Origin of the sequence: Allobosea lupini, assembly GCF_900109525.1 — a bacterium.
Taxonomy (GTDB): Bacteria; Pseudomonadota; Alphaproteobacteria; order Rhizobiales; family Beijerinckiaceae; genus Allobosea; species Allobosea lupini.
Map to the genome: position 1 here is coordinate 112201 of NZ_FOAN01000004.1, position 20076 is coordinate 132276.

23 protein-coding genes are annotated in these 20076 nt (G+C 66.8%); 13 read left to right on the top strand and 10 right to left on the bottom strand.

The annotated features are described in order from the left end of the window. Positions 1-33 precede the first annotated feature (33 nt). Positions 34-1527, bottom strand: a complete 1494-nt coding sequence (locus BMZ21_RS13195; RefSeq protein ID WP_091834756.1) for an MDR family MFS transporter — start codon at positions 1525-1527, stop codon at positions 34-36. Between the two features lie 161 nt (positions 1528-1688). On the opposite strand from BMZ21_RS13195, the gene BMZ21_RS13200 reads away from it, so the two are divergent. Both BMZ21_RS13200 and BMZ21_RS13205 read left to right on the top strand, forming a co-directional pair. Further along, positions 1689-2066, top strand: coding sequence for a hypothetical protein (locus tag BMZ21_RS13200; RefSeq protein WP_091834759.1), 378 nt, complete (start codon positions 1689-1691; stop codon positions 2064-2066). Beyond that, a complete protein-coding gene (locus BMZ21_RS13205; protein WP_143079704.1) occupies positions 2066-2563 on the top strand; it encodes a hypothetical protein in 498 nt (165 codons plus the stop codon). Before BMZ21_RS13200 ends, BMZ21_RS13205 begins: the two co-directional genes overlap by 1 nt. Positions 2564-2661: 98 nt before the next feature. Here BMZ21_RS13205 and BMZ21_RS13210 read toward each other — a convergent pair whose 3' ends face one another. Then, a complete protein-coding gene (locus tag BMZ21_RS13210; RefSeq protein WP_091834765.1) occupies positions 2662-3132 on the bottom strand; it encodes a winged helix-turn-helix transcriptional regulator in 471 nt (156 codons plus the stop codon). A 114-nt stretch (positions 3133-3246) separates the two neighbouring features. On the opposite strand from BMZ21_RS13210, the gene BMZ21_RS13215 reads away from it, so the two are divergent. Continuing rightward, positions 3247-4524, top strand: a complete 1278-nt coding sequence (locus BMZ21_RS13215; RefSeq protein WP_091834768.1) for an MFS transporter — start codon at positions 3247-3249, stop codon at positions 4522-4524. A gap of 58 nt (positions 4525-4582) precedes the next feature. Here the strand turns inward: BMZ21_RS13215 and BMZ21_RS30830 are convergent, their stop codons facing one another. Together BMZ21_RS30830 and BMZ21_RS13225 are read right to left on the bottom strand one after the other, a co-directional pair. Then, positions 4583-4792, bottom strand: a complete 210-nt coding sequence (locus tag BMZ21_RS30830) for a heme-binding protein (RefSeq protein ID WP_244543835.1) — start codon at positions 4790-4792, stop codon at positions 4583-4585. 113 nt (positions 4793-4905) lie between these two features. Next, positions 4906-5880 (bottom strand): sensor histidine kinase, encoded by a 975-nt coding sequence (locus BMZ21_RS13225; protein WP_167561632.1) that lies wholly within the window; start codon positions 5878-5880, stop codon positions 4906-4908. 197 nt (positions 5881-6077) lie between these two features. Between BMZ21_RS13225 and BMZ21_RS13230 the strand changes: the two genes are divergently transcribed. The 8 genes from BMZ21_RS13230 to BMZ21_RS13265 all read left to right on the top strand — a co-directional run bounded on the left by BMZ21_RS13230 (position 6078) and on the right by BMZ21_RS13265 (position 14501). After that, positions 6078-6881: a DeoR/GlpR family DNA-binding transcription regulator gene (locus BMZ21_RS13230; RefSeq protein ID WP_091834774.1), complete on the top strand. Its 804-nt coding sequence runs from the start codon at positions 6078-6080 to the stop codon at positions 6879-6881. Positions 6882-6981: 100 nt separating this feature from the next. Next, the gene (gene glpD / locus BMZ21_RS13235) at positions 6982-8517 is read left to right on the top strand and encodes a glycerol-3-phosphate dehydrogenase (protein WP_091834778.1); all 1536 of its coding nucleotides are present in this window, start codon (positions 6982-6984) and stop codon (positions 8515-8517) included. Further along, positions 8514-9599 (top strand): ABC transporter ATP-binding protein, encoded by a 1086-nt coding sequence (locus tag BMZ21_RS13240; RefSeq protein ID WP_091834781.1) that lies wholly within the window; start codon positions 8514-8516, stop codon positions 9597-9599. Before glpD ends, BMZ21_RS13240 begins: the two co-directional genes overlap by 4 nt. A 1-nt stretch (position 9600) precedes the next feature. Beyond that, positions 9601-10695 carry an ABC transporter ATP-binding protein gene (locus BMZ21_RS13245; RefSeq protein ID WP_091834784.1) on the top strand — a complete coding sequence of 365 codons (1095 nt, stop codon included), beginning with the start codon at positions 9601-9603 and terminating at the stop codon, positions 10693-10695. Further along, positions 10692-11591 (top strand): carbohydrate ABC transporter permease, encoded by a 900-nt coding sequence (locus BMZ21_RS13250; protein ID WP_091834788.1) that lies wholly within the window; start codon positions 10692-10694, stop codon positions 11589-11591. The genes BMZ21_RS13245 and BMZ21_RS13250 overlap by 4 nt, the downstream gene beginning before the upstream one ends. Continuing rightward, on the top strand, positions 11591-12388 hold the full coding sequence (locus BMZ21_RS13255) for a carbohydrate ABC transporter permease (protein WP_091834791.1): 798 nt from the start codon (positions 11591-11593) through the stop codon (positions 12386-12388). The genes BMZ21_RS13250 and BMZ21_RS13255 overlap by 1 nt, the downstream gene beginning before the upstream one ends. Then, positions 12388-12666 (top strand): DUF2160 domain-containing protein, encoded by a 279-nt coding sequence (locus BMZ21_RS13260; protein ID WP_091834795.1) that lies wholly within the window; start codon positions 12388-12390, stop codon positions 12664-12666. Before BMZ21_RS13255 ends, BMZ21_RS13260 begins: the two co-directional genes overlap by 1 nt. A 77-nt stretch (positions 12667-12743) precedes the next feature. After that, a complete protein-coding gene (locus tag BMZ21_RS13265) occupies positions 12744-14501 on the top strand; it encodes an ABC transporter substrate-binding protein (RefSeq protein ID WP_091834798.1) in 1758 nt (585 codons plus the stop codon). 85 nt (positions 14502-14586) lie between these two features. Here the strand turns inward: BMZ21_RS13265 and BMZ21_RS13270 are convergent, their stop codons facing one another. Both BMZ21_RS13270 and BMZ21_RS13275 read right to left on the bottom strand, forming a co-directional pair. Beyond that, positions 14587-14991 carry a VOC family protein gene (locus tag BMZ21_RS13270; protein WP_091834801.1) on the bottom strand — a complete coding sequence of 135 codons (405 nt, stop codon included), beginning with the start codon at positions 14989-14991 and terminating at the stop codon, positions 14587-14589. 67 nt (positions 14992-15058) lie between these two features. After that, a complete protein-coding gene (locus BMZ21_RS13275; RefSeq protein ID WP_091834804.1) occupies positions 15059-15523 on the bottom strand; it encodes a MarR family winged helix-turn-helix transcriptional regulator in 465 nt (154 codons plus the stop codon). A 68-nt stretch (positions 15524-15591) separates the two neighbouring features. Here BMZ21_RS13275 and BMZ21_RS13280 point away from each other — a divergent pair, with 68 nt between their 5' ends. Beyond that, complete coding sequence (locus BMZ21_RS13280) at positions 15592-16323, top strand: DUF899 domain-containing protein (protein ID WP_091834807.1); 732 nt, start codon at positions 15592-15594, stop codon at positions 16321-16323. A 129-nt stretch (positions 16324-16452) separates the two neighbouring features. Here the strand turns inward: BMZ21_RS13280 and rfbB are convergent, their stop codons facing one another. From rfbB to BMZ21_RS13295, 3 genes are all read right to left on the bottom strand, one after another. Next, entirely contained in the window at positions 16453-17508 is a 1056-nt protein-coding gene (rfbB, locus tag BMZ21_RS13285) for a dTDP-glucose 4,6-dehydratase (protein ID WP_091834810.1), read from the bottom strand. Continuing rightward, on the bottom strand, positions 17505-18083 hold the full coding sequence (gene rfbC / locus BMZ21_RS13290) for a dTDP-4-dehydrorhamnose 3,5-epimerase (protein ID WP_091834813.1): 579 nt from the start codon (positions 18081-18083) through the stop codon (positions 17505-17507). The genes rfbB and rfbC overlap by 4 nt, the downstream gene beginning before the upstream one ends. A gap of 67 nt (positions 18084-18150) precedes the next feature. After that, on the bottom strand, positions 18151-19281 hold the full coding sequence (locus BMZ21_RS13295; protein WP_091836017.1) for an anhydro-N-acetylmuramic acid kinase: 1131 nt from the start codon (positions 19279-19281) through the stop codon (positions 18151-18153). A gap of 176 nt (positions 19282-19457) precedes the next feature. Here BMZ21_RS13295 and BMZ21_RS13300 point away from each other — a divergent pair, with 176 nt between their 5' ends. Beyond that, a complete protein-coding gene (locus tag BMZ21_RS13300) occupies positions 19458-19856 on the top strand; it encodes a hypothetical protein (RefSeq protein ID WP_091834816.1) in 399 nt (132 codons plus the stop codon). 2 nt (positions 19857-19858) lie between these two features. On the opposite strand, the gene BMZ21_RS13305 is transcribed toward BMZ21_RS13300, so the two are convergent. Further along, positions 19859-20041 carry a hypothetical protein gene (locus tag BMZ21_RS13305; RefSeq protein WP_143079705.1) on the bottom strand — a complete coding sequence of 61 codons (183 nt, stop codon included), beginning with the start codon at positions 20039-20041 and terminating at the stop codon, positions 19859-19861. Positions 20042-20076 lie beyond the last annotated feature (35 nt).

Genomic DNA, 20076 nt, shown 5'->3' on the forward strand with positions numbered 1-20076 from the left:
TGCGGCAAACGCGCGACGAATGCGGGCGTTCCGCTACTCGCCCGCCACCTCCTTCGCAGCCGCGAGGGCAGAACCCCGCAGCGGCAGCTCCTTCATGCGTAGCAGGAAGATGAGCGCGAATGCGAATCCGGCGAAGGTCGCGGCGAAAACGTACTGGAAAAGGCGGATCATCGTCTCGCGATCGACCGCTCCGGCCTTGAGCGTCTCGGCCGAAAGGCCGGCACCGCTCGCGCCGATGCCCCCCAGCACGATCGCGCCGAAGATCGCGACGATCAGCGCTCCGCCGATCTGGCGGAAGAAGTTCGCAGTCCCGGTCGCGGTGCCGAGCTGGTGCGGAGCGACGGCGTTCTGAATCGAGACCGTGGCGACCGGCAGCAGCGTGCCGAAGCAGATGCTGATCAGGCCGAGCAACAGGGAAAAGGGTATCAGCGGCAGGCGGCCGGCGGTTGCGATCAGGATCGCGGTGCCGACGAGCGCCAGCGCAAGCCCGATCACCGGCACGCGCTTGTAGTGATTGAGCCGCGTCATCGCCCGCCCGGACGCCGTGGCGCCAAGCACCGTGCCGCAGGTCAGGGGAAGCAGGCCCATGCCGGAATTGGCTGCCGAGAGCCCGGCGACGGTCTCGAAGTAGAGCGGCAGATAGATGGTCAGGCCGATGAACGTGCCCATGCCGAAGCCGGCGGCGATGGTGCCGTCGCGAACCACGGGGTTGGCGAGCAGCGCCAGCGGGATGAGCGGCTCGGCAGCGGTGCGCAGGCGCCAGGCGAAGCAAAGCCAGAGCAGGACCGAACCGGCGACCAGCCCGAGAATCGGGGGCGAGCCCCACGGATAATGCGTACCGCCCCAGGACAGCGCCAGCAGCAAGGTCATCGTCGCGCTGGTCATCAAGAGCGCGCCGAGCACGTCGAGCTTGTGCGGCCGCTCATGCCGCGGCAGGCGTTTCAGCGCGGTATGCGTCATCCAGTAGGCGCCGAGACCCAGTGGCAGGTTGATCCAGAAGATCACCGACCAATGCAGCGCCTCCGAGATCACCCCGCCAAGCACCGGGCCGAGCAGCGAGGACGAGAAGAACACGCTGGCGATGTAGACCTGGTACTTGCCGCGCTCCTTGGGCGGGACCATGTCGGCGATGATGGTCTGCGCCATGGCGATCAGTCCGCCGCCGCCGAGCCCCTGCACGAACCGCGCGACCACCAGCAGCCAGAGCGACGGCGCGAGCGCGCAGGCGAGAGAGCCGAGTACGAAGATGGCGATTCCGCCAAGCAAGGTGACACGGCGTCCATGGATGTCGGCAAACTTGCCGTAGAGCGGCGTTACCGCGGTCGAGGCGAGCAGATAGGAGGTCACGATCCAGGGCAGGTGGGCGACGTCTCCGAGCTCGCGGCCGATCGTCGGCATCGCGGTCGCGACGATGGTCTGGTCGAGCGCCGCCAGGAACATGGCGAGCATGATTCCAATCAGGATCGACCGAATGTCGGCATGAGAAAGCGCCGCCTGCGTCGGCGGCGTCTCGACCCGCTTGTCCATCGGCACCTGTCCGTCCTGTGCTTGGGGAATGCCCGAGGATAAGGCTCGGCTTGGCCATGCGCCAGAGTCGGGGACGCAAGGCCGCCGCGAAGTGGGTGCAGCCCTGGATTGGCGCGAGCCGCAGGCTGCGGCTAGCATGGCGCCTTCCGCTGCGAGGGACCATGCGCGCGCATCTGCTCCTTGTCCTGCTGCCGATGCTGCCGACCGCGGCCACGGCGCTCGAGCTGACCGGCCGCTATGGCTATGCCGGCGAATGGGCGCTGACGGCGACACTCGCCGAGGCGGAGCCTTCCGCCTCCAAGCGCAAGCGCGATTTCGCCGGCCCGGTCAAACTGAAGCATCTCGCCTTGTGCGGGCCGGGTGAGGTCGCCGAGAAAACCGGCACCCTCAACCTGCGGCGCGATGGCCGGCGCTATGCCGCGATGCTGGCGATCGGCGAAGAGAATTGCGCGGTGACCGGCACCCTGACCGAGGACGGCGTCGCCTTCGCCGATTGCGGCAAGGCCGGAAAGATTCCGCTCAGGCTCTGGCTGAAATGATGCTTTCGCGCTTTCCGGCTGCCCTCCTCGCCACCCTCATCTGCAACGCCGCCCGAGCCGATACGCGTCCTTCGCTGTGCCAGGCTAGCGAGGTCGCGATCTTCTCCTGCGCGATCGGCAGCAAGATCGCCTCGCTCTGCGCTTCCCCAGACCTCGGCCCGAGCCAGGGCAGCCTCGCCTATCGCTTCGGCCGCAAGGGCGCGATCGAGCTGATCCATCCGGAGGCGCCCATGCCGCCGGACCAGGCCTTCAACACCGCGGTCGTCGGCGATGCCGGATTCGCCGGCGACATCGTCCGCTTCAGCCGCGGCGAGACCCGCTACACGCTCTACTCGATCATCGTCAGGGGCCAGGGTGACCGCGACGGCATCCTCGTCTCCAGAGCCGGCCGCAAGCTCGCCGACCTCAAATGCAAGGATTTCGCGCTCGGGACGGACGCCTGGAAGCTGCTCTACCGCGCCAAGCTGCCCCAGGCGGAGCCGGCCTCGCTCGACTAGATCAATTCCGCAATTCTTCGAATCGCAAAATTGCTCCAAGTCCTTGTTTTATAGCATTTTCTTCATGCGAGCCGATGTCCACTTCGCTCGAAAATGCTCTAGGATGGAGAGCGCTGCTTTTCCGACTCCGGCACCTTCAGGATCACCGCGCCATCGGCATCGATCGGGCGGCCATCGTCGGTCTGCACGGTCAGGGTGACCTTGCGGCCGCTGTCGCGCTCGATCAGCGAGGAGTGGCGCTCGCCGGGCCCGAACAGATGCTGCTCGCCCCATTGCCGAAGCGCCACCATCACCGGGAAGAGATCACGGCCCTTGGCAGTCAGCCGGTATTCCTGGCGCGCGCCTCCAGCCGCAGCCGGGACGGCTTCGAGGATGCCGCGGGCCGTCAGCGTGCGCAGCCGCTCGGACAGGATGTTGCGGGCGATGCCGAGGCTCTTCTGGAACTCGCCGAAGCGGGTCATGCCGTCGAAGGCGTCGCGCACGATCAGCAGCGACCACCAGTCGCCGATCGCATCCAGCGCCCGGGCGCTCGGGCAATAATCGCTGACCAGGCTGCGGCGCTTCACCATCGCTGCGCTGCTCTCCTCAAAAGCTTCGTGATCGACCTTTCAGTTGCAAGATAAAACCGATACCGCTACACCACAATAAGTTTCATTATGAAACTTATCTAGCGGAGCTTCGCCATGCGACTGGACCTTGAGGCGGCGCCGGCCGGCGCCGCGAGCGTTGACGCACGCCCATCGCCTCCCCCTCCGACAGCACCGCTTTCCGCCGGCATGATCCTGCTCTTTGCAGTGGCGAGCGGGCTCGCCGTCGCCAACGTCTATTTCGCGCAGCCGCTGCTCGACATTATCGCCGATGATCTCGGGCTCTCGCGGGCCACGGTCGGCCTGGTCATCGGAGCGACGCAGCTCGGCTACGGGCTCGGGCTGATCCTGCTGGTGCCGCTCGGCGACCTCCTCGACCGCCGCAAGCTCGTCGTGCTGCAATCGCTGCTTTCGGTCGCAGCACTGATCTGCGTCGCGTTCTCCGTCTCGGGCGCGATGCTGCTGGCGGCGATGGCGGCGATGGGCTTCCTCGCCGTCGTAACGCAGGCCTTCGTCGCCTATGCGGCGAGCCTGGCGAGGCCGGAAGAGCGCGGCCAGGTCGTCGGCTCGGTCACCAGCGGTATCGTGCTCGGCATCCTGCTGGCCCGCGCCATCGCCGGCGCGATGGCCGATCTCTCGGGCTGGCGAGCGGTCTATCTGCTGTCGGCGGGAGCGACGCTGGTCATCGCCATCGTCCTGTTCAGGGTCTTGCCAGCCGAAAGCAAGGCAGCGGCACAATTCTCCTATCCGCGCCTGATCGGCTCGCTCTTCACCCTGTTTCGCGACGAGAAGGTGCTGCGCATCCGGGCGGTGATCGGCATGCTGATCTTCGCCGACGTCACCACGCTGCTGACGCCCCTGGTATTGCCGCTCGCGGCCCCACCTTTCTCGCTGTCGCATACGGCGATCGGCCTGTTCGGCCTCGCCGGAGCTGCGGGTGCGCTGGGTGCGGCGCGGGCCGGCGCCTGGACCGATCGCGGCCATGGCCAGCGCCTCACCGGCATCGCGCTCGCGCTGATGCTCATCGCCTGGCTGCCAATCGGGCTTCTGCCGCAGTCGATCCTGTTCCTGATCGCCGGCGTGCTGATCCTCGATTTCGGCCTGCAGGCGGTGCACGTCACCAACCAGGCCATGATCTATCGCGTGCGGCCGGAGGCGCAGAGCCGGCTGACCGCCGGGTACATGGTGTTCTATTCGATCGGCAGCGCGCTGGGATCGTCGGGTTCGACGCTGGTCTATGCGCAAGCCGGCTGGACCGGCGTCAGCCTACTCGGTGCGGCGATCGCCGCGATCGCGCTGGCGTTCTGGGCTGCGACGCTGAAGGCGATGCCGAGCGAGGCAACACGTGCCGTCGCGACGAAACCTGCCGCCTGACACGATCAGGGCCGTTGCCTTGCGGCAACGGCCCTGAGGCCCCCTCACAGAAGACCGGTCACTTCCGCTTGGCGGCGAGCGCCTGCAGGCCGGCATTGGCGCATTCCTCGTCGAGATGGCCGCCCGGGGCGCCGCCAACGCCGACCGCGGCGGTGACCTCGTCACCGGCCTTAACCGGCACGCCGCCGCCGAGCAGCAGGAAGCCGGGGATGTGGACGAGATTGCGGGCGCCAGCATTGTTGTCAGCGGCCCTCGGCCATGGCGCCATTGTTGTTCTTGGCCGAAACCGAGGTGAAGGCCTTGGCCCGGCTGGCGTCGATGGTGTGCGGGCCGGCGCGGTCGGCAAAGCGCGGACCTGGGCGACCTCGGGGCCGCGGCTCGCTAGCTTTCCGACAGCGCCGCGGTCGGCGCATCGAGCGAAAGGATGATGCCATCGGGCGCGAAATCGATCTTCGCGGTGCCGCCCAGATAGCTGCCGAGCACCTTCTCGATCATCTGCGAGCCGAAGCCGCGCCGCTGTGGAGCGGTCACCGGCGGCCCGCCGCTTTCCTGCCAGCGGAAATGGAACTCGCCGCCCTGGTTGCTCCAGGAGACGTCGACATGGCCGCCATCCTGCGAGAGCGCTCCGTATTTCACGGCATTGGTCCCAAGCTCGTGCAGGGCCAGCGCCATCGCCAGCGCGCATTTCGAGGAGAGCGTCACCGAGGGGCCGTCGACTGCGAGCCGCTCGCCGGAGCGATGCGGCGACAGCACGACTTCGACCAGTTGCCTGAGATCGGCGCCGTGGCGGCTCGCCATCATCAGCACGTCCTGCGCCGCCGCCAGCGCCTGCAAACGGTCGGAGACGCGGCGCTTGACCATGTCCAGCGGCTCGTTGGAGCCGCGCATCGACTGGTTGACGATGCCGGAGACCATGGCGAGCAGGTTCTTGATGCGATGGTTCAACTCGCCGGCGAGCAGGCGATAGCGCTCCTCACCCGCATGCATTTGCGTGATGTCGCGCGAAACCGAGAGGATCGCTTCGGGCTTGCCGTCCGGCCCGACGATCGGCGAGACCTGAACGTCCCAATAGCGCGGATTGCCCGCAGCAGTATCGGCCGGGCCCTGGAAGCGGTAGCTGCGGCCTGCCCGCGCCGCGGCGAGCGCCGCCTCAGCATCGGCATGACCGTCTCCCTGCCAGAACTGAACCCAGGGACAGCCCCGAATCTTCTCGAAATCCTGGACTTCCATCACGCGTTGGCCGCCCTCGCTCATGAATTCGAGCGTGCCGTCGAGGCCGATGACCTTGATGCAGTCGTCCGACGCGGACAGCACGGCACTCAGGAAACGGGCATCCTTGTTGAGCTGTGTCGGCACAAGCGGGCTTTCGAGTCGGGATGAAGACGCTACAATTCGACCGCTAGCGCAGTGCCTGTCAAACGCCCATGTCTTTTGACATGCGCCCGGAGTCATGGCGGCGTCGAGTCCGCAGAAACCCTTAGCCGCCGAACCATGAGCGGTTGACGCTGTCGGGCAGCCCGGTCAGCTTGGCGCCACGTCACGAGGAGCCCGACATGGAGAGCATCACGCCACGCCAGCGCGAGATCGTGGCGCTGGCCCGGGCTCAGGGGCGGGTCAATGTCGAGGATCTCGCGGCGCGCTACGAGGTCAGCGCCCAGACCATCCGCAAGGACCTCAACCAGCTCTGCGACCAGCGCATCATGTCGCGCGTGCATGGCGGGGCCTTGGTCGCGTCCGGGGTCGAGAACCTCGCCTATGAGGCGCGCCGCTTCATCGCCCGCGAGGAGAAGGCGGCGATCGGCCAGGCCGCGGCGGCGCTGATCCCGAACGACGCCTCGTTGTTCATCAATATCGGCACGACGACCGAGGAGGTGGCGCGCGCGCTCTCCGACCATCACGGCCTGCTCGTCATCACCAACAACCTGCATGTCGCGACGCTGCTCTACCCGCACCAGAACATCGAGGTGATCGTCGCCGGCGGACCGGTCCGGCGCTCCGATGGCGGCGTGATCGGCGCCGCCGCCGTCGACCTCATACGCCAGTTCAAGGTCGACTATGCCGTGATCGGCACCTCCGCCATCGACGAGGAGGGGGCGCTGCTCGATTTCGACTATCGCGAGGTGCGCGTCTCGCAAGCGATCATCGAGAACGCCCGGCAATGCCTGCTCGTCGCCGACAGCACCAAGTTCGAGCGTTCCGCCCCGGTGCGTATCGGCCATCTGCGCGATGTCGACGTCTTCGTCACCGATCGGCTCGGCCCGCCGCCCTTGCGCGAGCTCTGCCGCAGCGAGGGCATCAGCGTGGTCGAAACCGAAACGCTGAATGGGGCAACCCTTCATGCCGAAAGTGAAAGCTAGGATTTTCGCTTTCGCTTTCGTTTTCCCGTTGCACGCAAGAAAATCACGCTCTACCGTACGTTGAAGAGGCACTCGCAGGAGTGCCTGCGGGAGGGATCGCGTGACGGCTCCGGTGTTCGACATCGCCATCATCGGCGGCGGCGTGAACGGCTGCGGCATTGCGCGCGATGCGGCAGGGCGCGGCGCCTCGGTCGTGCTGTTCGAGCAGGGCGATCTTGCCAGCGCGACCTCCTCGGCCTCGACCAAGCTGATCCATGGCGGGCTGCGCTATCTCGAGCACTACGAGTTCCGGCTGGTGCGCGAAGCGCTGACCGAGCGCGAGGTGATGTGGCGCGCCGCGCCGCACATCATCCGGCCCTTGCGCTTCGTCTTGCCGCATCATGCGGGCCTCAGGCCCTGGTGGATGCTGCGGCTCGGCCTCTTCCTCTACGACCATCTCGGCGGCCGCAAGCTGCTGCCGGCGACCCGCTCGCTCGACCTCAGGCACGACGCGGCCGGCGAACCCTTGCAGCCGCGCTTTGGGCGCGCCTTCGAATATTCCGATTGCTGGGTCGAGGATGCCCGCCTCGTCGTGCTCAACGCCCGCGATGCGGCCGAGCACGGCGCCAGGATCCTGCCGCGGACCAAGGTCATCGGCGCACGCCGCCAGGGCGATCTCTGGGTCGTGACGACGGAAGCTGCGGACGGAACACGAGCCGAGACCAGCGCGCGCGTGCTGGTCAACGCCGGCGGCCCCTGGGTCGCCGACGTGCTCAACGGCATCGTCGCCAGCAACCGCCCGGCTTCGGTGCGGCTGGTCCAGGGCAGCCATATCGTGGTGCCGCGCCTGTTCGAGCACGAGCGCTGCTACATCTTCCAGAACGCCGACGGCCGCATCATCTTCGCCATCCCCTATGAGGGCGACCTGACCCTGATCGGCACCACCGACAAGGATTATGACGGCGATCCGGCCAAGGTCGCCGCCAGCGAGGACGAGATCGCCTATCTCTGCGCCGCGGCGAGCGAATATTTCCGCAAGCCGATCCAGCGCGAGGACGTGGTCTGGACCTATTCCGGCGTGCGCCCCCTCTATGACGACGGCGCCAGCAAGGCCCAGGAGGCGACGCGCGACTATGTGCTGACGCTGGACGAGCCGGCCGGCTCGGCGCCGCTGCTCTCGGTCTTCGGCGGCAAGATCACCACCGCGCGGCGGCTTGCCGAGGCGGCGGTCGAGAAATTGTCCGCCGCGGTACCGGCGCTGCGCGCGCCCTCCTGGACGGCCGTAGCGCATCTGCCCGGCGGCGATTTCCCGGTCGAGGGCTTCGAGGGGCTGGTCGAGCGCATCGCCGCCGCCCGCCCCTGGCTCGACCGCAAGCTGGCGCGCCGGCTCGCCCGGGCCTACGGCACCCGTGCCGAGACGCTGCTCGAAGGCGCCAAGGCGATGGCCGATCTCGGCAGGGTCTTCGGCGCAGACCTGACCGAGCGCGAGGTCTCCTGGCTGATGAACCAGGAATGGGCGGTCAGCGCCGAGGATGTGCTGTTCCGGCGCAGCAAGCTCGGCCTGCGCTTTTCGCCCGAACAGCGTCGGGCGCTCGACGATTATATGGCCGCGAAGGCTGCGCCACCCGCTTCCGCCCGGATGGAGGTGCGAGGATGAGCCTGACCCTCGACAGTCTCAGCCTGACGCGCGGCGCGCAGACCCTGCTCGCCGACATCTCGCTGACGCTGGAGAAGGGATCGCTCAACGTGCTGCTCGGCGCGACGCTCGCCGGCAAGACCTCTCTCATGCGCCTGATGGCCGGGCTCGACGCACCCAGCAGCGGCAAGGTCGTGGTCGAGGGCCGCGACGTCACCGGACTGCCGGTCCAGAAGCGCAATGTCGCGATGGTCTACCAGCAGTTCATCAACTACCCCGCGCTGTCGGTCTACGAGAACATCGCCTCGCCCCTGCGCGTCGCCGGCCTGCCGGCGAGCGAGATCGACGCTCGGGTGAAGAGCGCGGCGGCGCTGCTGCGGCTCGAGCCCTATCTCCAGCGCAAGCCGCTCGAACTCTCCGGCGGCCAGCAGCAGCGCACCGCGATCGCCCGCGCCCTGGTGAAGCGCGCCGAGCTCGTGCTGCTCGACGAGCCGCTCGCCAATCTCGACTACAAATTGCGCGAGGAACTGCGCGAGGAATTGCCGCGCATCTTCGCCGAATCCGGCGCGATCTTCGTCTACGCCACCACCGAACCGAGCGAGGCCCTGCTGCTCGGCGGCAATACCGCCACCCTGTTCCAGGGACGGGTGACGCAGTTCGGCCCGACGGCGCAAGTCTATCGCCAGCCGCATGACCTTGTGACCGCGCAGGTCTTCTCCGACCCGCCGCTCAACACGCTCTCTGGGATCAAGCAGGGCAGCGAGGTCAGGCTCTCGACCGGCCAGCGCATCCCTGCGACGGGCGCCTTCGCCGGCGTGCCGGATGGCGCCTATACGATCGGCTTCCGTGCCCATCATCTCGCGCTCGACGCGCTGCCGGCGCCTGCGATCGAACTGCAGGCGAGCGTCTCGGTCTCCGAGATCACCGGCTCGGAATCCTTCGTCCATCTCGATGTCGGCGACCACCGGCTGATCGCGCTGGTGCCGGGCGTGCGCCGCCTGGAGCCGGGCACGACCGTGACCGCCTGGCTCGACCCTGCCCGAATCTTCCTGTTCGACGCCGCCGGCAGGCTGGCGGCGGCAGCTCCGGCAAAGGCGGCGTGACATGGCGAGGATCACGCTCGACAAGCTGGCCCATTCCTACAAGCCCGATCCGCAGGGGCCGCAGGACTATGCCCTGCGCGAGGTCGACCATGTCTGGCGCCAGGGCGGGGCCTATGCCCTGCTCGGCCCCTCCGGCTGCGGCAAGACCACGCTGCTCAACATCATCTCCGGCCTCGTCGTGCCGACGCGCGGGCGCATCCTGTTCGACGACAAGGACGTGACGCAGCTGCCGACCGAGGCGCGCAACATCGCCCAGGTCTTTCAGTTCCCGGTCGTCTACGACACGATGACGGTGCGCGAGAACCTCGCCTTCCCGCTGAAGAACCGCGGCGTCCCGAAGGCTCAGATCGAGCCCCGCGTCGCCGAGATCGCCGGCCTGCTCGATCTGACATCGGCGCTCGACCGCAAGGCGAGCCGTCTCGGGGCCGACGCCAAGCAGAAGATCTCGCTCGGGCGCGGGCTGGTGCGGCCCGACGTCGCCGCGATCCTGTTCGACGAGCCTTTGACCGTCATCGACCCGCATCTGAAATGGCAGTTGCGCTCGATGCTGAAGGAGCTGCACCGCAAGCTCGACCTCACCATGATCTACGTCACCCACGACCAGACGGAGGCGCTGACCTTCGCCGACACGGTGGTGGTGATGCATGATGGCGGCGTCGTGCAGACCGGCACGCCGGAGGAGCTGTTCCAGCACCCCGCCCACACCTTCGTCGGTCATTTCATTGGTTCGCCCGGCATGAACGTGCTGCCCTGCAAGGTCGAGGGCGCGCGGGCCAGTCTCGCCGGGCAGGAGATCGCATTGGCGAGGCACTATCCGGCCCTTGCCGGCAAGGTCGAGCTCGGCATCCGGCCGGAATACGCGACGCTTGCCCCGCGCGGCGCAGGGCTGCCGGTCAGGATCGCCCGCATCGATGATATCGGCCGCGCCCGCATCGCCCGCGTCGAGCTCGATGGCCTCAAGCTTGCCGCGAGCGTGCCGGAGGGCGCGAGCTTCGACGGCGATCAGGCCATGCTCGCGCTGCAGTCGGGCCAGATCCACATCTACAGCGACGGCCATCTGGTGAAGGGGCAAGCGCTGCCGGGAGGCCAGCCATGAAGCCGGTCAACCAGAAGGCCTGGCTGCTCGTCCTGCCGGTGCTGCTGATCGTCGCCTTCTCGGCGGTGATCCCGCTGATGACGGTGGTGAACTACTCCGTCCAGGATTCCTTCGGCAACAACCAGTTCTTCTGGAACGGCGTCGGCTGGTTCGCCGAACTGCTCGACCCGAAGAGCGATCTCGGCTCGCGCTTCTACGACTCGCTCTGGCGCAACCTCGCCTTCTCGGCGATCATCCTTGCGATCGAGATCCCGCTCGGCATCCTCGTCGCGCTGTCGATGCCGCGCCAGGGCTGGGCGGTCTCGGCGACGCTGGTGCTGATGGCGCTGCCGCTGCTGATCCCGTGGAACGTGGTCGGCACGATCTGGCAGATCTTCGCGCGCGGCGACATCGGCCTGTTCGGCGCGGCGGTGAACGGCCTCGGCATCGACTACAACTATGTCGCCAACCCGGTCGCTGCCTGGTTCACCATCGTCGTGATGGATGTCTGGCACTGGACCTCGCTGGTGGCGCTGCTCTGCTATGCCGGCCTGAAGTCGATCCCCGACGCGTATTACCAGGCAGCGCGCATCGACGGTGCCTCGCGCTGGGCCGTGTTCCGCACCATCCAGCTGCCGAAGATGAATCGCGTGCTTCTGATCGCCGTGCTGCTGCGCTTCATGGACTCGTTCATGATCTACACCGAGCCCTTCGTCGTCACCGGCGGCGGCCCCGGCAATTCGACGACCTTCCTCTCGATCGAGCTGGTCAAGCTCGCCCTCGGCCAGTTCGACCTCGGAAAGGCCGCGGCGCTCTCGATCGTCTACAACCTGATCATACTCGCGGTCTGCTGGGTGTTCTACACTGTGATGACCACCGCCGATGCGCGGGCCGACTCCGAAGCGGGGAGGGGCTGATGCGCGGCGGCCGGCTGATCCTTGCCCTTTACCTCATTGCGCTGATGTTGCCGATCTACTGGCTCGTCAACATGAGCTTCAAGACCAACACCGAAATCACCAACGCGCTGACGCTCTGGCCGCGGACCTTCACTCTCGACAACTACGCCAAAATCTTCACCGATCCGAGCTGGTACAACGGCTACATCAACTCGCTGCAATATGTGGCGCTGAACACAGCTCTCTCGCTCGCCTTCGCGCTGCCGGCCGCCTACGCCTTCTCGCGCTACCGCTTCCTCGGCGACAAGCACCTGTTCTTCTGGCTGCTGTCGAACCGGATGGCGCCGCCGGCGGTGTTCGCGCTGCCCTTCTTCAACCTGTATTCGGCGATCGGGCTGTTCGACACGCCGCTCGCGGTCGCCCTCGCCCATTGCCTGTTCAACGTGCCGCTGGCGGTCTGGATCCTCGAAGGCTTCATGTCCGGCGTGCCGCGCGAGATCGACGAGACCGCAGCGATCGACGGCTATTCCTTCCCGCGCTTCTTCGTGAAGATCTTCATGCCGTTGATCGCGTCCGGCATCGGCGTCGCCGCCTTCTTCTGCTTCATGTTCTCCTGGGTCGAATTGCTGCTGGCGCGCACGCTGACCAGCGTCAGCGCCAAGCCGATCGCCGCGACCATGACCAGAACAGTCTCGGCCGCCGGCATGGACTGGGGCGTGCTCGCGGCAGCCGGCGTGCTGACGCTGATCCCCGGCGCGCTCGTGATCTGGTTCGTCCGCAACTACATCGCCAAGGGCTTCGCCCTGGGGAGGGTGTGATGGAACTTAACTGGATGGCCTGGACCTGGCAGACCGGCGTCTTCTTCGCCGGCATCGCCAGCCTGCTCCTGGTCCTGACGCTGCTCGCGATCTTCCGGCCCGAGACCGAGCGCGTCGGCGTGCTGGGGATCGCCACCACCCGCGGCGACCGGCTCTTCATTTCGCTGCTCGGCAGCGCCTTCATTCACCTCGCCTGGCTCGGCATCGTCGGCCAGCCGCTGTGGTGGGCTTCCGGCCTCGCACTCCTCTATGCCGCGGCGGTGTTCCGCTTCGTCTGAGGAGGCAAGCCCAAGAACAAGAAACGACCGAACCCGGAGAACGGGCGGCATTCCAAAGGGAACATCGGAGGACAACGATGACGACGCTCAAGACACACCTCTCCTGCCTCGCCGGCGCCAGCCTGTTCGCGCTGACGCTCGCCGCCGGACCGGCCCTCGCCGGCCCCGAAGAGGCACGCAAATGGATCGACAGCGAGTTCCAGCCTTCGACGCTCTCCAAGGACGAGCAGATGAAGGAGATGGAATGGTTCATCAATGCCGCGAAGCCCTTCGCCGGCATGGAGATCAACATCGTCTCGGAGACGATCACCACGCATGAATACGAGGCCAAGACCCTGGCCAAGGCCTTCAGCGAGATCACCGGAATCAAGCTGACGCACGACCTGATCCAGGAAGGCGACGTGGTCGAGAAGATCCAGACGCAGATGCAGTCCGGCAAGAACATCTATGATGGCTGGATCAACGATTCCGACCTGATCGGCACGCATTTCCGTTACAAGCAGGCGACCAACCTGACCGACTGGATGGCCGGCCCAGGCAAGGACGTCACCAACCCGAACCTCGACATCGACGACTTCATCGGTAAGTCCTTCGGCACCGGGCCGGACGGCAAGCTCTACCAGCTGCCGGTGCAGCAGTTCGCGAACCTCTACTGGTTCCGCTACGACTGGTTCCAGCGCGCCGACCTCAAGGAGAAGTTCAAGGCCAAATACGGCTACGATCTCGGCGTGCCCGTGAACTGGTCGGCCTATGAGGACATCGCCGAGTTCTTCACCAACGACGTCAAGGAGATCGACGGCACCAAGGTCTTCGGCCATATGGACTATGGCAAGAAGGACCCCTCGCTCGGCTGGCGCTTCACCGACGCCTGGCTCTCCATGGCCGGCAATGGCGACAAGGGCATCCCGAACGGCCTCCCCGTCGACGAATGGGGCATCCGCATGGAGGGCTGCCGTCCGGTCGGCTCCGCAGTCGAACGCGGGGGCGACACCAACGGCCCGGCAGCGGTCTACTCGATCACCAAATATGTCGACTGGCTGAAGAAATATGCCCCGCCGCAGGCGCAGGGCATGACCTTCGGCGAGTCCGGACCAGTGCCGGCGCAGGGCACGATCGCCCAGCAGATCTTCTGGTACACCGCCTTCACCGCCGACATGGTCAAGCCCGGCCTGCCGGTGATGAGCTCGGACGGCAAGCCGAAATGGCGCATGGCGCCCTCGCCCAAGGGTGCCTACTGGAAGGACGGGATGAAGCTCGGCTACCAGGACGCGGGATCGGCGACCCTGCTGAACTCGACCCCGGTCGAGCGCCGCAAGGCGGCCTGGCTCTATCTGCAGTTCATCGTCTCGAAGACGGTCAGCCTGAAGAAGAGCCATGTCGGCCTGACCTTCATCCGCGAGAGCGACATCTGGGACAACAGCTTCACCGAACGCGCTCCGCAGCTCGGCGGGCTGATCGAGTTCTACCGCTCGCCGGCGCGCGTGCAGTGGACCCCGACCGGCAACAACGTCCCGGACTATCCGCGCCTCGCCCAGCTCTGGTGGCAGAACATCGGCGACGCCTCCTCCGGCGCCAAGACGCCGCAGGCGGCGATGGATGCGCTGGCAGCGGCGCAGGACTCCGTGATGGAGCGCCTGGAACGCTCCGGCGTGCAAGGCGATTGCGGGCCGAAGCTCAACCCGCGCACCACGGCGGAAGAGTGGTTCGCCAAGGCCGAGAAGGCCGGCACGCTGGCGCCGCAGCGCAAGCTCGCCAATGAGAAGCCGAAGGGCGAGACGATCGACTACGACACGCTGATCAAGAGCTGGCCAGCGTCTCCCCCCAAGCGCGGCTGAGCCCCCTCCTCCCGGCTCGGACGTGCAAAAGGGGCGCGGCAGCAATGCCGCGCCCCCGATTGTTTGATGGGCCTTGCCAGACGGGTTATTGCTGCGTCGCGCTCTCGTCCATCCACATCACCTCCCAAACATGGCCGTCGAGATCCAGGAAGCCATGGGCGTACATGAAGCCGTAATCCTTCGGCTCGCTGAAGGTCGTGCCGCCGGCCCCGAGTGCCGCCGCGACGATCGCATCGACCGCCTCGCGACTGTCCCGGGAGAGCGCGATCAGGACCTCCAGCGACTGGCTGGTATCGGCGATCGGCTTCGGCGAGAAGCTCGCGAATTTCTCATGGGTCAGCAGCATCGCGAAGATCGTGTCGCTGATAACCATGCAGGCGGCGGTCTCGTCCGTGAATTGCGGATTGAAGGAAAAGCCGAGCGCCGTGAAGAACGCCTTCGACGCCTCGAGGTCCTTCACCGGCAGGTTGACGAAGATCATCTGGGGCATGCCTTGCTCCTTGCGTCGGGATCATCTGTCGGAAGGCCCGCCATTGAGCCGGGGTGATGTGGCCCGGCTATGACACGGCCTGAAGCGCCTGCCTGAGCCTGGCCGGTTCGAAGTCGCCGAGACGGGCATCGACCTCGTCATGCGTGCGCTGCCAGATCGGCATGGCTCTCGCGAGCAGCGCAATTCCCTCCGGCGTAATTGCCAGGAGCCGGCTGCGGCGGTCCTTCTCGCCGGCGGTCACGACGACGAGGCCGCGACGCTCCAGCGGCTTCAGCGCCGCGGTCAGCGTCGTCCGGTCCATGCCGAGCAGATTCGCGACCGGGCCGAGCGGCGGCGGCTCCGGCCGGTTCAGCGACATCAGGAGGGAGAATTGCTGATTGGTCAGATCGACCGGCCGCAGCGCCTCGTCGAACAATCGCGCCAGCGTCCGCGCCGCGCGCTGGATGTGCAGGCACAGGCAATGGTCGCGCACATGCAGCGTCGTGGCGAAGGGGACGAGGGATTCGATGGGCGCTTCCGTTGATTTTGACATCGTTCAGATATGTTGATATCAACTCATTAAGAATAGGCTGAAGGGTTGGGTGCTGCAAGGAGGCGATGATGGAGCATCAGGTGGTTTCCCGGTCCGACTGGCTGGATGCGCGCAAGGCCCTGCTCGCCCGCGAGAAGGAGTTCACGCGGCTGCGCGACGAGATCAATGCCGAGCGGCTGGCCCTGCCCTGGGTCAGGGTCGACAAGACTTACGTCTTTGACACGCCCACGGGCCAGAAGACACTGGCCGAGCTGTTCGACGGCCGCAGCCAGCTGGTTGTCTACCATTTCATGTTCGGGCCGGACTGGGAGGCGGGATGCCCCGGCTGCTCCTTCATGGCCGATCATCTCGGCGGTACGCTGGCGCATCTCAACAACCACGACGTCACGCTGGTGATGATCTCGCGGGCGCCGCTTGCCAAGATCGAGGCCTACAAGACGCGCATGGGCTGGAGCGTGCCGTGGGTCTCGTCCTTCGGCGGCGATTTCAACTTCGACCACCACGTCTCCTTCACCCAGGAAGAGCTGGCCGAGGGCGCGGTGCTCTACAACTTCACACAGACACCGTCGGAGCAGGCCCATGACGAATTGCCCGGCCTCAGCTCCTTCATCCGCAACGAGGCGGGCGAGGTGTTCCACACCTATTCGGGCTACGCTCGCGGCGGCGAGGAGATGCTGGCGACGCTGATGATCCTCGACCGCGCGCCGAAGGGCCGCAACGAGACCTCGACGCTGAGCTTCGTCAAGCGCCACGACGAATACGAGGACAAGCCGAAGGCTCACGCCTGCTGCGCTGCATAGGCGCAACAGGCCACACCACGCGCATAGGGTCGGTGGGATGCCCGCTTCCGTAAGGAGCCGGGCTTGGGGCGCGTGTTTTTCCGATGATTGCCGCGGGCCGGTTCCAGGGGCCGGCCCGGCGCGCAAATCTCAACCGGCGCCGAGCCGCTCGCCGCGATAGACGCCGGAGCGGATCCGGCCCCACCAGTCACGATTCCCAAGATACCAGGCGACCGTGCTGCGCAGCCCGCTCTCGAAGCTCTCCTGTGGCCGCCAGCCGAGCTCGCGCCCGATCTTGCTGGCATCGATCGCATAGCGCTGATCATGGCCGGGACGGTCGGCGACGAAACGGATCAGGTTGTCGCGCGAGCCGAGCGCGGCATCGGGCGCAAGCTCGTCCATCAGCGCGCAGATCGCCTTGACCACCTCGAGATTGCTGCGTTCGGCCGAGCCGCCGACATTGTAGCTCTCGCCGACCCGCCCGCTTTCGGCGATCAGGGCGAGCGCGCGGGCATGGTCCTCGACATGCAGCCAGTCTCGGATCTGGGCACCGGAGCCGTAGACCGGCAGGTCCTTGCCCTCGAGCGCGTTGAGGATCATCAGCGGGATCAGCTTCTCGGGGAAGTGATAGGGCCCGTAATTGTTCGAGCAGTTCGAGAGCACGACCGGCAGGCCGTAAGTGTGGTGCCAGGCTCGCACCAGATGATCGGAGGCTGCCTTCGAGGCCGAATAGGGCGAGTTCGGCTGGTATGGCGAGGTCTCGCTGAACAGCCCGTCCTCGCCGAGCGAGCCGAAGACCTCGTCGGTCGAGATCTGATGAAAGCGGAAGCTGGCCTGCTCGGCAGGCGGCAGGGCGCGCCAGTGCCGCAGCGCCTCCTGCAACAGCACGAAGGAGCCGACGACATTGGTCTCGATGAAGGCGGCCGGCCCATCGATCGAGCGGTCGACATGGCTCTCGGCCGCCAGGTGCATGACGATGTCGGGTCGGAACTCGGCAAAGGCCTGCCGCATCGCCGCGACGTCGCCGATATCGGCCTGGAGGAAGGTGAGCCGCGGATCGTTCGAGACCGGTTCGAGATTGTCGCGATTGCCTGCATAGGTCAGCTTGTCGACGACCAGCACCTGGTGCGGCGTCTGCCGGATCAGGTGGCGCACCACGGCCGAACCGATGAAGCCGGCCCCGCCGGTGACGAGATAGCGCTTCACGGCCGGGCCTCGTAGCGGAACGGGCTGGCAAAACCGGCAAAGCCGGGCAGGGCGGCGTCTTTGCCGGAGAGCTGCGCCTCGGCGGCTGCGACCGGCCAATCGATCGCGAGATCAGGGTCGTTCCAGGCGATGCCGCCCTCGGTCTCCGGCGCATAGGGTCCGTCGACCTTGTAGACGACCTCGGTATTGGGCTCGAGCGTGCAGAAGCCATGCGCGAAGCCACGCGGCACTAAGAGCTGCTCCGCGCCTTCGGCGGTGAGCGTCGTCGCGCACCATCTGCCATAGCTCGGCGAGCCCACGCGGATATCGACGGTAACGTCGAAGATCGCGCCCCTCAGCACCCGGATCAGCTTGGCCTGCGGTGCCGGCGGCCCCTGGAAATGCAGGCCACGCACCACGCCACGTGTCACCGAAAGCGACTGGTTGTCCTGGACGAAGACAGCATCGATGCCGGCGGCCGCGAAGGCCTCGACGCTATAGGTTTCCAGGAAGTAGCCGCGCGCATCGCCGAATTTCTTCGGCTTGATCAGCACGACGGCCGGGATGGCGAGGGGCTCGAAGGCGAACTTGCTCATGCCGCCCTTGAACCCTCGCTGGCGCGCGCCGTCAACGCCCGCGGGAGTGCGTTGCAATCAGATTGCTTCAATCCGGGCCGGATCCGGCTCTTGCGATCCGCCCGCCCGTCATCGGCTCCGAGACGCCGGTGGTGAGCGGGAAGGAGATCGGCAGGCCGGCCTTGCGGCGCATGGCCAGGAAGGCGAAGCACTCCGCCTCGATCGCATCGCCGCGCCAGCCGACCGCCTCGGCTGGAACCGCCTGCGTGCCCGTGCGGGCATTGAGCGCCGCCATGATCGCCGGGTTGCGCCGCCCGCCGCCGCAAACGATCAGCCTCCGTGGCCTGACCGGCAGCAAGTCGAGCCCACGCCCGACGGCACCGGCAGTGAAGGCGGTCAGCGTCGCCGCCCCGTTCTCAAAGGTGAGGCCGTCGGCCATGGCCGCGGTGAAGTCGTAGCGATCGAGCGATTTCGGGTAGGGCGCGAAGAGATAGCGGTGCTCGAGCAGCAGCGCGAGCCTGGCCTCGTCGACAGTGCCCGCAAGCGAGAAGGCGCCGTCACGGTCCATCTCGCCCTTGCCGTGCCGCTTGATCCAGTCGTTGAGCGGCGCATTGCCAGGCCCGGTATCGAAAGCGAGGACACGTTCGGCATCGGCGAAGGCGCTGAGATTGCCGACACCGCCGAGATTGAGCACGGCCGTCTCCTGCCCGGCCCCGATGCTGGCCATCAGCGCAGCATGATAGCTTGCAACCAGCGGCGCGCCCTGGCCTCCGGCGCGGACATCGGCGGTGCGGAAATCGTAGACGACGTCGATACCGAGCTGCCGTGCCATGAGCGCCCCGTCGCCGAGCTGACGGGTGTCGCCCTTGCGCTCCCTGGTCGGGGCGCGGTGCAGCACCGTCTGACCATGGAAGCCGATCGCTGCGACTTCGCTCGAAGCGATGCCCTCAGAGGCAAGGAACTCGGCAACGGCTTCGCCTTGCGCCAGCGTCAGGGCACGCTCGGCCTCAGCGAAAATCGCAGGCTCCGGCCCTTCGAAGCGCCAGGCCAGCGCCGCCTGGACCGCCTCAGCCAACAGGTCGCGGACCTCCTGGCGATAGGGCGAGAGGCGCCACGGTCCGAACTCGGCGACAACAGTGCCATCGGTGCGGATCGCGGCGATGTCGATATTGCCGTCGAGGACCGTTCCGGTCATCAGGCCGATCGCCCAGGCTTGCATGCGCCGCATCTCCCTCTCGTCCCGCAATCTCACGCAATTGCGGACGCGAAACCGCTGCACGCACTTGCTGGACTGGCTTTGGCGATGCCTGTCACAGGCCAGCTTCGCCCGCAATCCCGTCCCGATTCCGACCCAATCGCCGCTTACGCAAGGCAAGCCTCTTCTGGAGATCGGCCATGCTGACCCGTCGCTTCGTCCTAACCGCCTGCCTCGGCCTCGTTCCGACGGGATCGGTGATGGCTCAGGCTCTGAGCGGCGGTATCGGCGCGCCGCCGCGAGCCGTTCCCCCGCCCGGGCCTGGACCGGGGCCGGGACCCGCTCCGGCGCCCGATCTTGCTCCGCCGCCACCGCGCGCGCCCCGGCCGCCCGCGCCCGCCTATGACGACGATGACGGCGACTACGGCATCAGCCGGCGCGACGCGGTGCGCATCGCCCGCCGCCGCGGCGTGGTCGATGTCGAGAACGTCAGCCGCCGCCGCGGCGTCTGGATCGTCTCGGGCATCGACGATGAGGGCGACGGTATCCGCGTCGTCGTCAACGACGAGGGCTATGTCGTCGATGTCAGGCGCGACTGAGCTCAGCCGGCCTGCAGTGCGGCGTCGAAAGCGTCCTGCAGCATCTGCCGGCACTGCCGCGCCTGCTCGCGGCTCGGCTCATGCAGGATATGCGGAGTGATGTCAGCGAGGTCACGCAAGGCGAAGTCGATCGCCGACATCAGGTCGAGCGCATCGCCATCGCCCATGACGGCTGGCGGCTTCAAGCGGAACTGCAAAACCTGACCCATCAGGACCTGAC

What these genes read in the sequence shown, in the direction of transcription:
- BMZ21_RS13275 (WP_091834804.1), bottom strand. Translation starts at nt 15,523, where the DNA reads ATGTCAAAATCAACGGAAGCGCCCATCGAATCCCTCGTCCCCTTCGCC.
- rfbC (WP_091834813.1), bottom strand. Translation starts at nt 18,083, where the DNA reads ATGAGCAAGTTCGCCTTCGAGCCCCTCGCCATCCCGGCCGTCGTGCTG.
- BMZ21_RS13240 (WP_091834781.1), top strand. Translation starts at nt 8,514, where the DNA reads ATGAGCCTGACCCTCGACAGTCTCAGCCTGACGCGCGGCGCGCAGACC.
- BMZ21_RS30830 (WP_244543835.1), bottom strand. Translation starts at nt 4,792, where the DNA reads ATGGCGCCATGGCCGAGGGCCGCTGACAACAATGCTGGCGCCCGCAAT.
- BMZ21_RS13270 (WP_091834801.1), bottom strand. Translation starts at nt 14,991, where the DNA reads ATGCCCCAGATGATCTTCGTCAACCTGCCGGTGAAGGACCTCGAGGCG.
- BMZ21_RS13230 (WP_091834774.1), top strand. Translation starts at nt 6,078, where the DNA reads ATGGAGAGCATCACGCCACGCCAGCGCGAGATCGTGGCGCTGGCCCGG.
- BMZ21_RS13255 (WP_091834791.1), top strand. Translation starts at nt 11,591, where the DNA reads ATGCGCGGCGGCCGGCTGATCCTTGCCCTTTACCTCATTGCGCTGATG.
- BMZ21_RS13280 (WP_091834807.1), top strand. Translation starts at nt 15,592, where the DNA reads ATGGAGCATCAGGTGGTTTCCCGGTCCGACTGGCTGGATGCGCGCAAG.
- BMZ21_RS13215 (WP_091834768.1), top strand. Translation starts at nt 3,247, where the DNA reads ATGCGACTGGACCTTGAGGCGGCGCCGGCCGGCGCCGCGAGCGTTGAC.
- BMZ21_RS13265 (WP_091834798.1), top strand. Translation starts at nt 12,744, where the DNA reads ATGACGACGCTCAAGACACACCTCTCCTGCCTCGCCGGCGCCAGCCTG.
- BMZ21_RS13250 (WP_091834788.1), top strand. Translation starts at nt 10,692, where the DNA reads ATGAAGCCGGTCAACCAGAAGGCCTGGCTGCTCGTCCTGCCGGTGCTG.
- BMZ21_RS13245 (WP_091834784.1), top strand. Translation starts at nt 9,601, where the DNA reads ATGGCGAGGATCACGCTCGACAAGCTGGCCCATTCCTACAAGCCCGAT.
- BMZ21_RS13260 (WP_091834795.1), top strand. Translation starts at nt 12,388, where the DNA reads ATGGAACTTAACTGGATGGCCTGGACCTGGCAGACCGGCGTCTTCTTC.
- BMZ21_RS13210 (WP_091834765.1), bottom strand. Translation starts at nt 3,132, where the DNA reads ATGGTGAAGCGCCGCAGCCTGGTCAGCGATTATTGCCCGAGCGCCCGG.
- BMZ21_RS13195 (WP_091834756.1), bottom strand. Translation starts at nt 1,527, where the DNA reads ATGGACAAGCGGGTCGAGACGCCGCCGACGCAGGCGGCGCTTTCTCAT.
- BMZ21_RS13205 (WP_143079704.1), top strand. Translation starts at nt 2,066, where the DNA reads ATGCTTTCGCGCTTTCCGGCTGCCCTCCTCGCCACCCTCATCTGCAAC.
- BMZ21_RS13295 (WP_091836017.1), bottom strand. Translation starts at nt 19,281, where the DNA reads ATGCAAGCCTGGGCGATCGGCCTGATGACCGGAACGGTCCTCGACGGC.
- BMZ21_RS13300 (WP_091834816.1), top strand. Translation starts at nt 19,458, where the DNA reads ATGCTGACCCGTCGCTTCGTCCTAACCGCCTGCCTCGGCCTCGTTCCG.
- BMZ21_RS13200 (WP_091834759.1), top strand. Translation starts at nt 1,689, where the DNA reads ATGCGCGCGCATCTGCTCCTTGTCCTGCTGCCGATGCTGCCGACCGCG.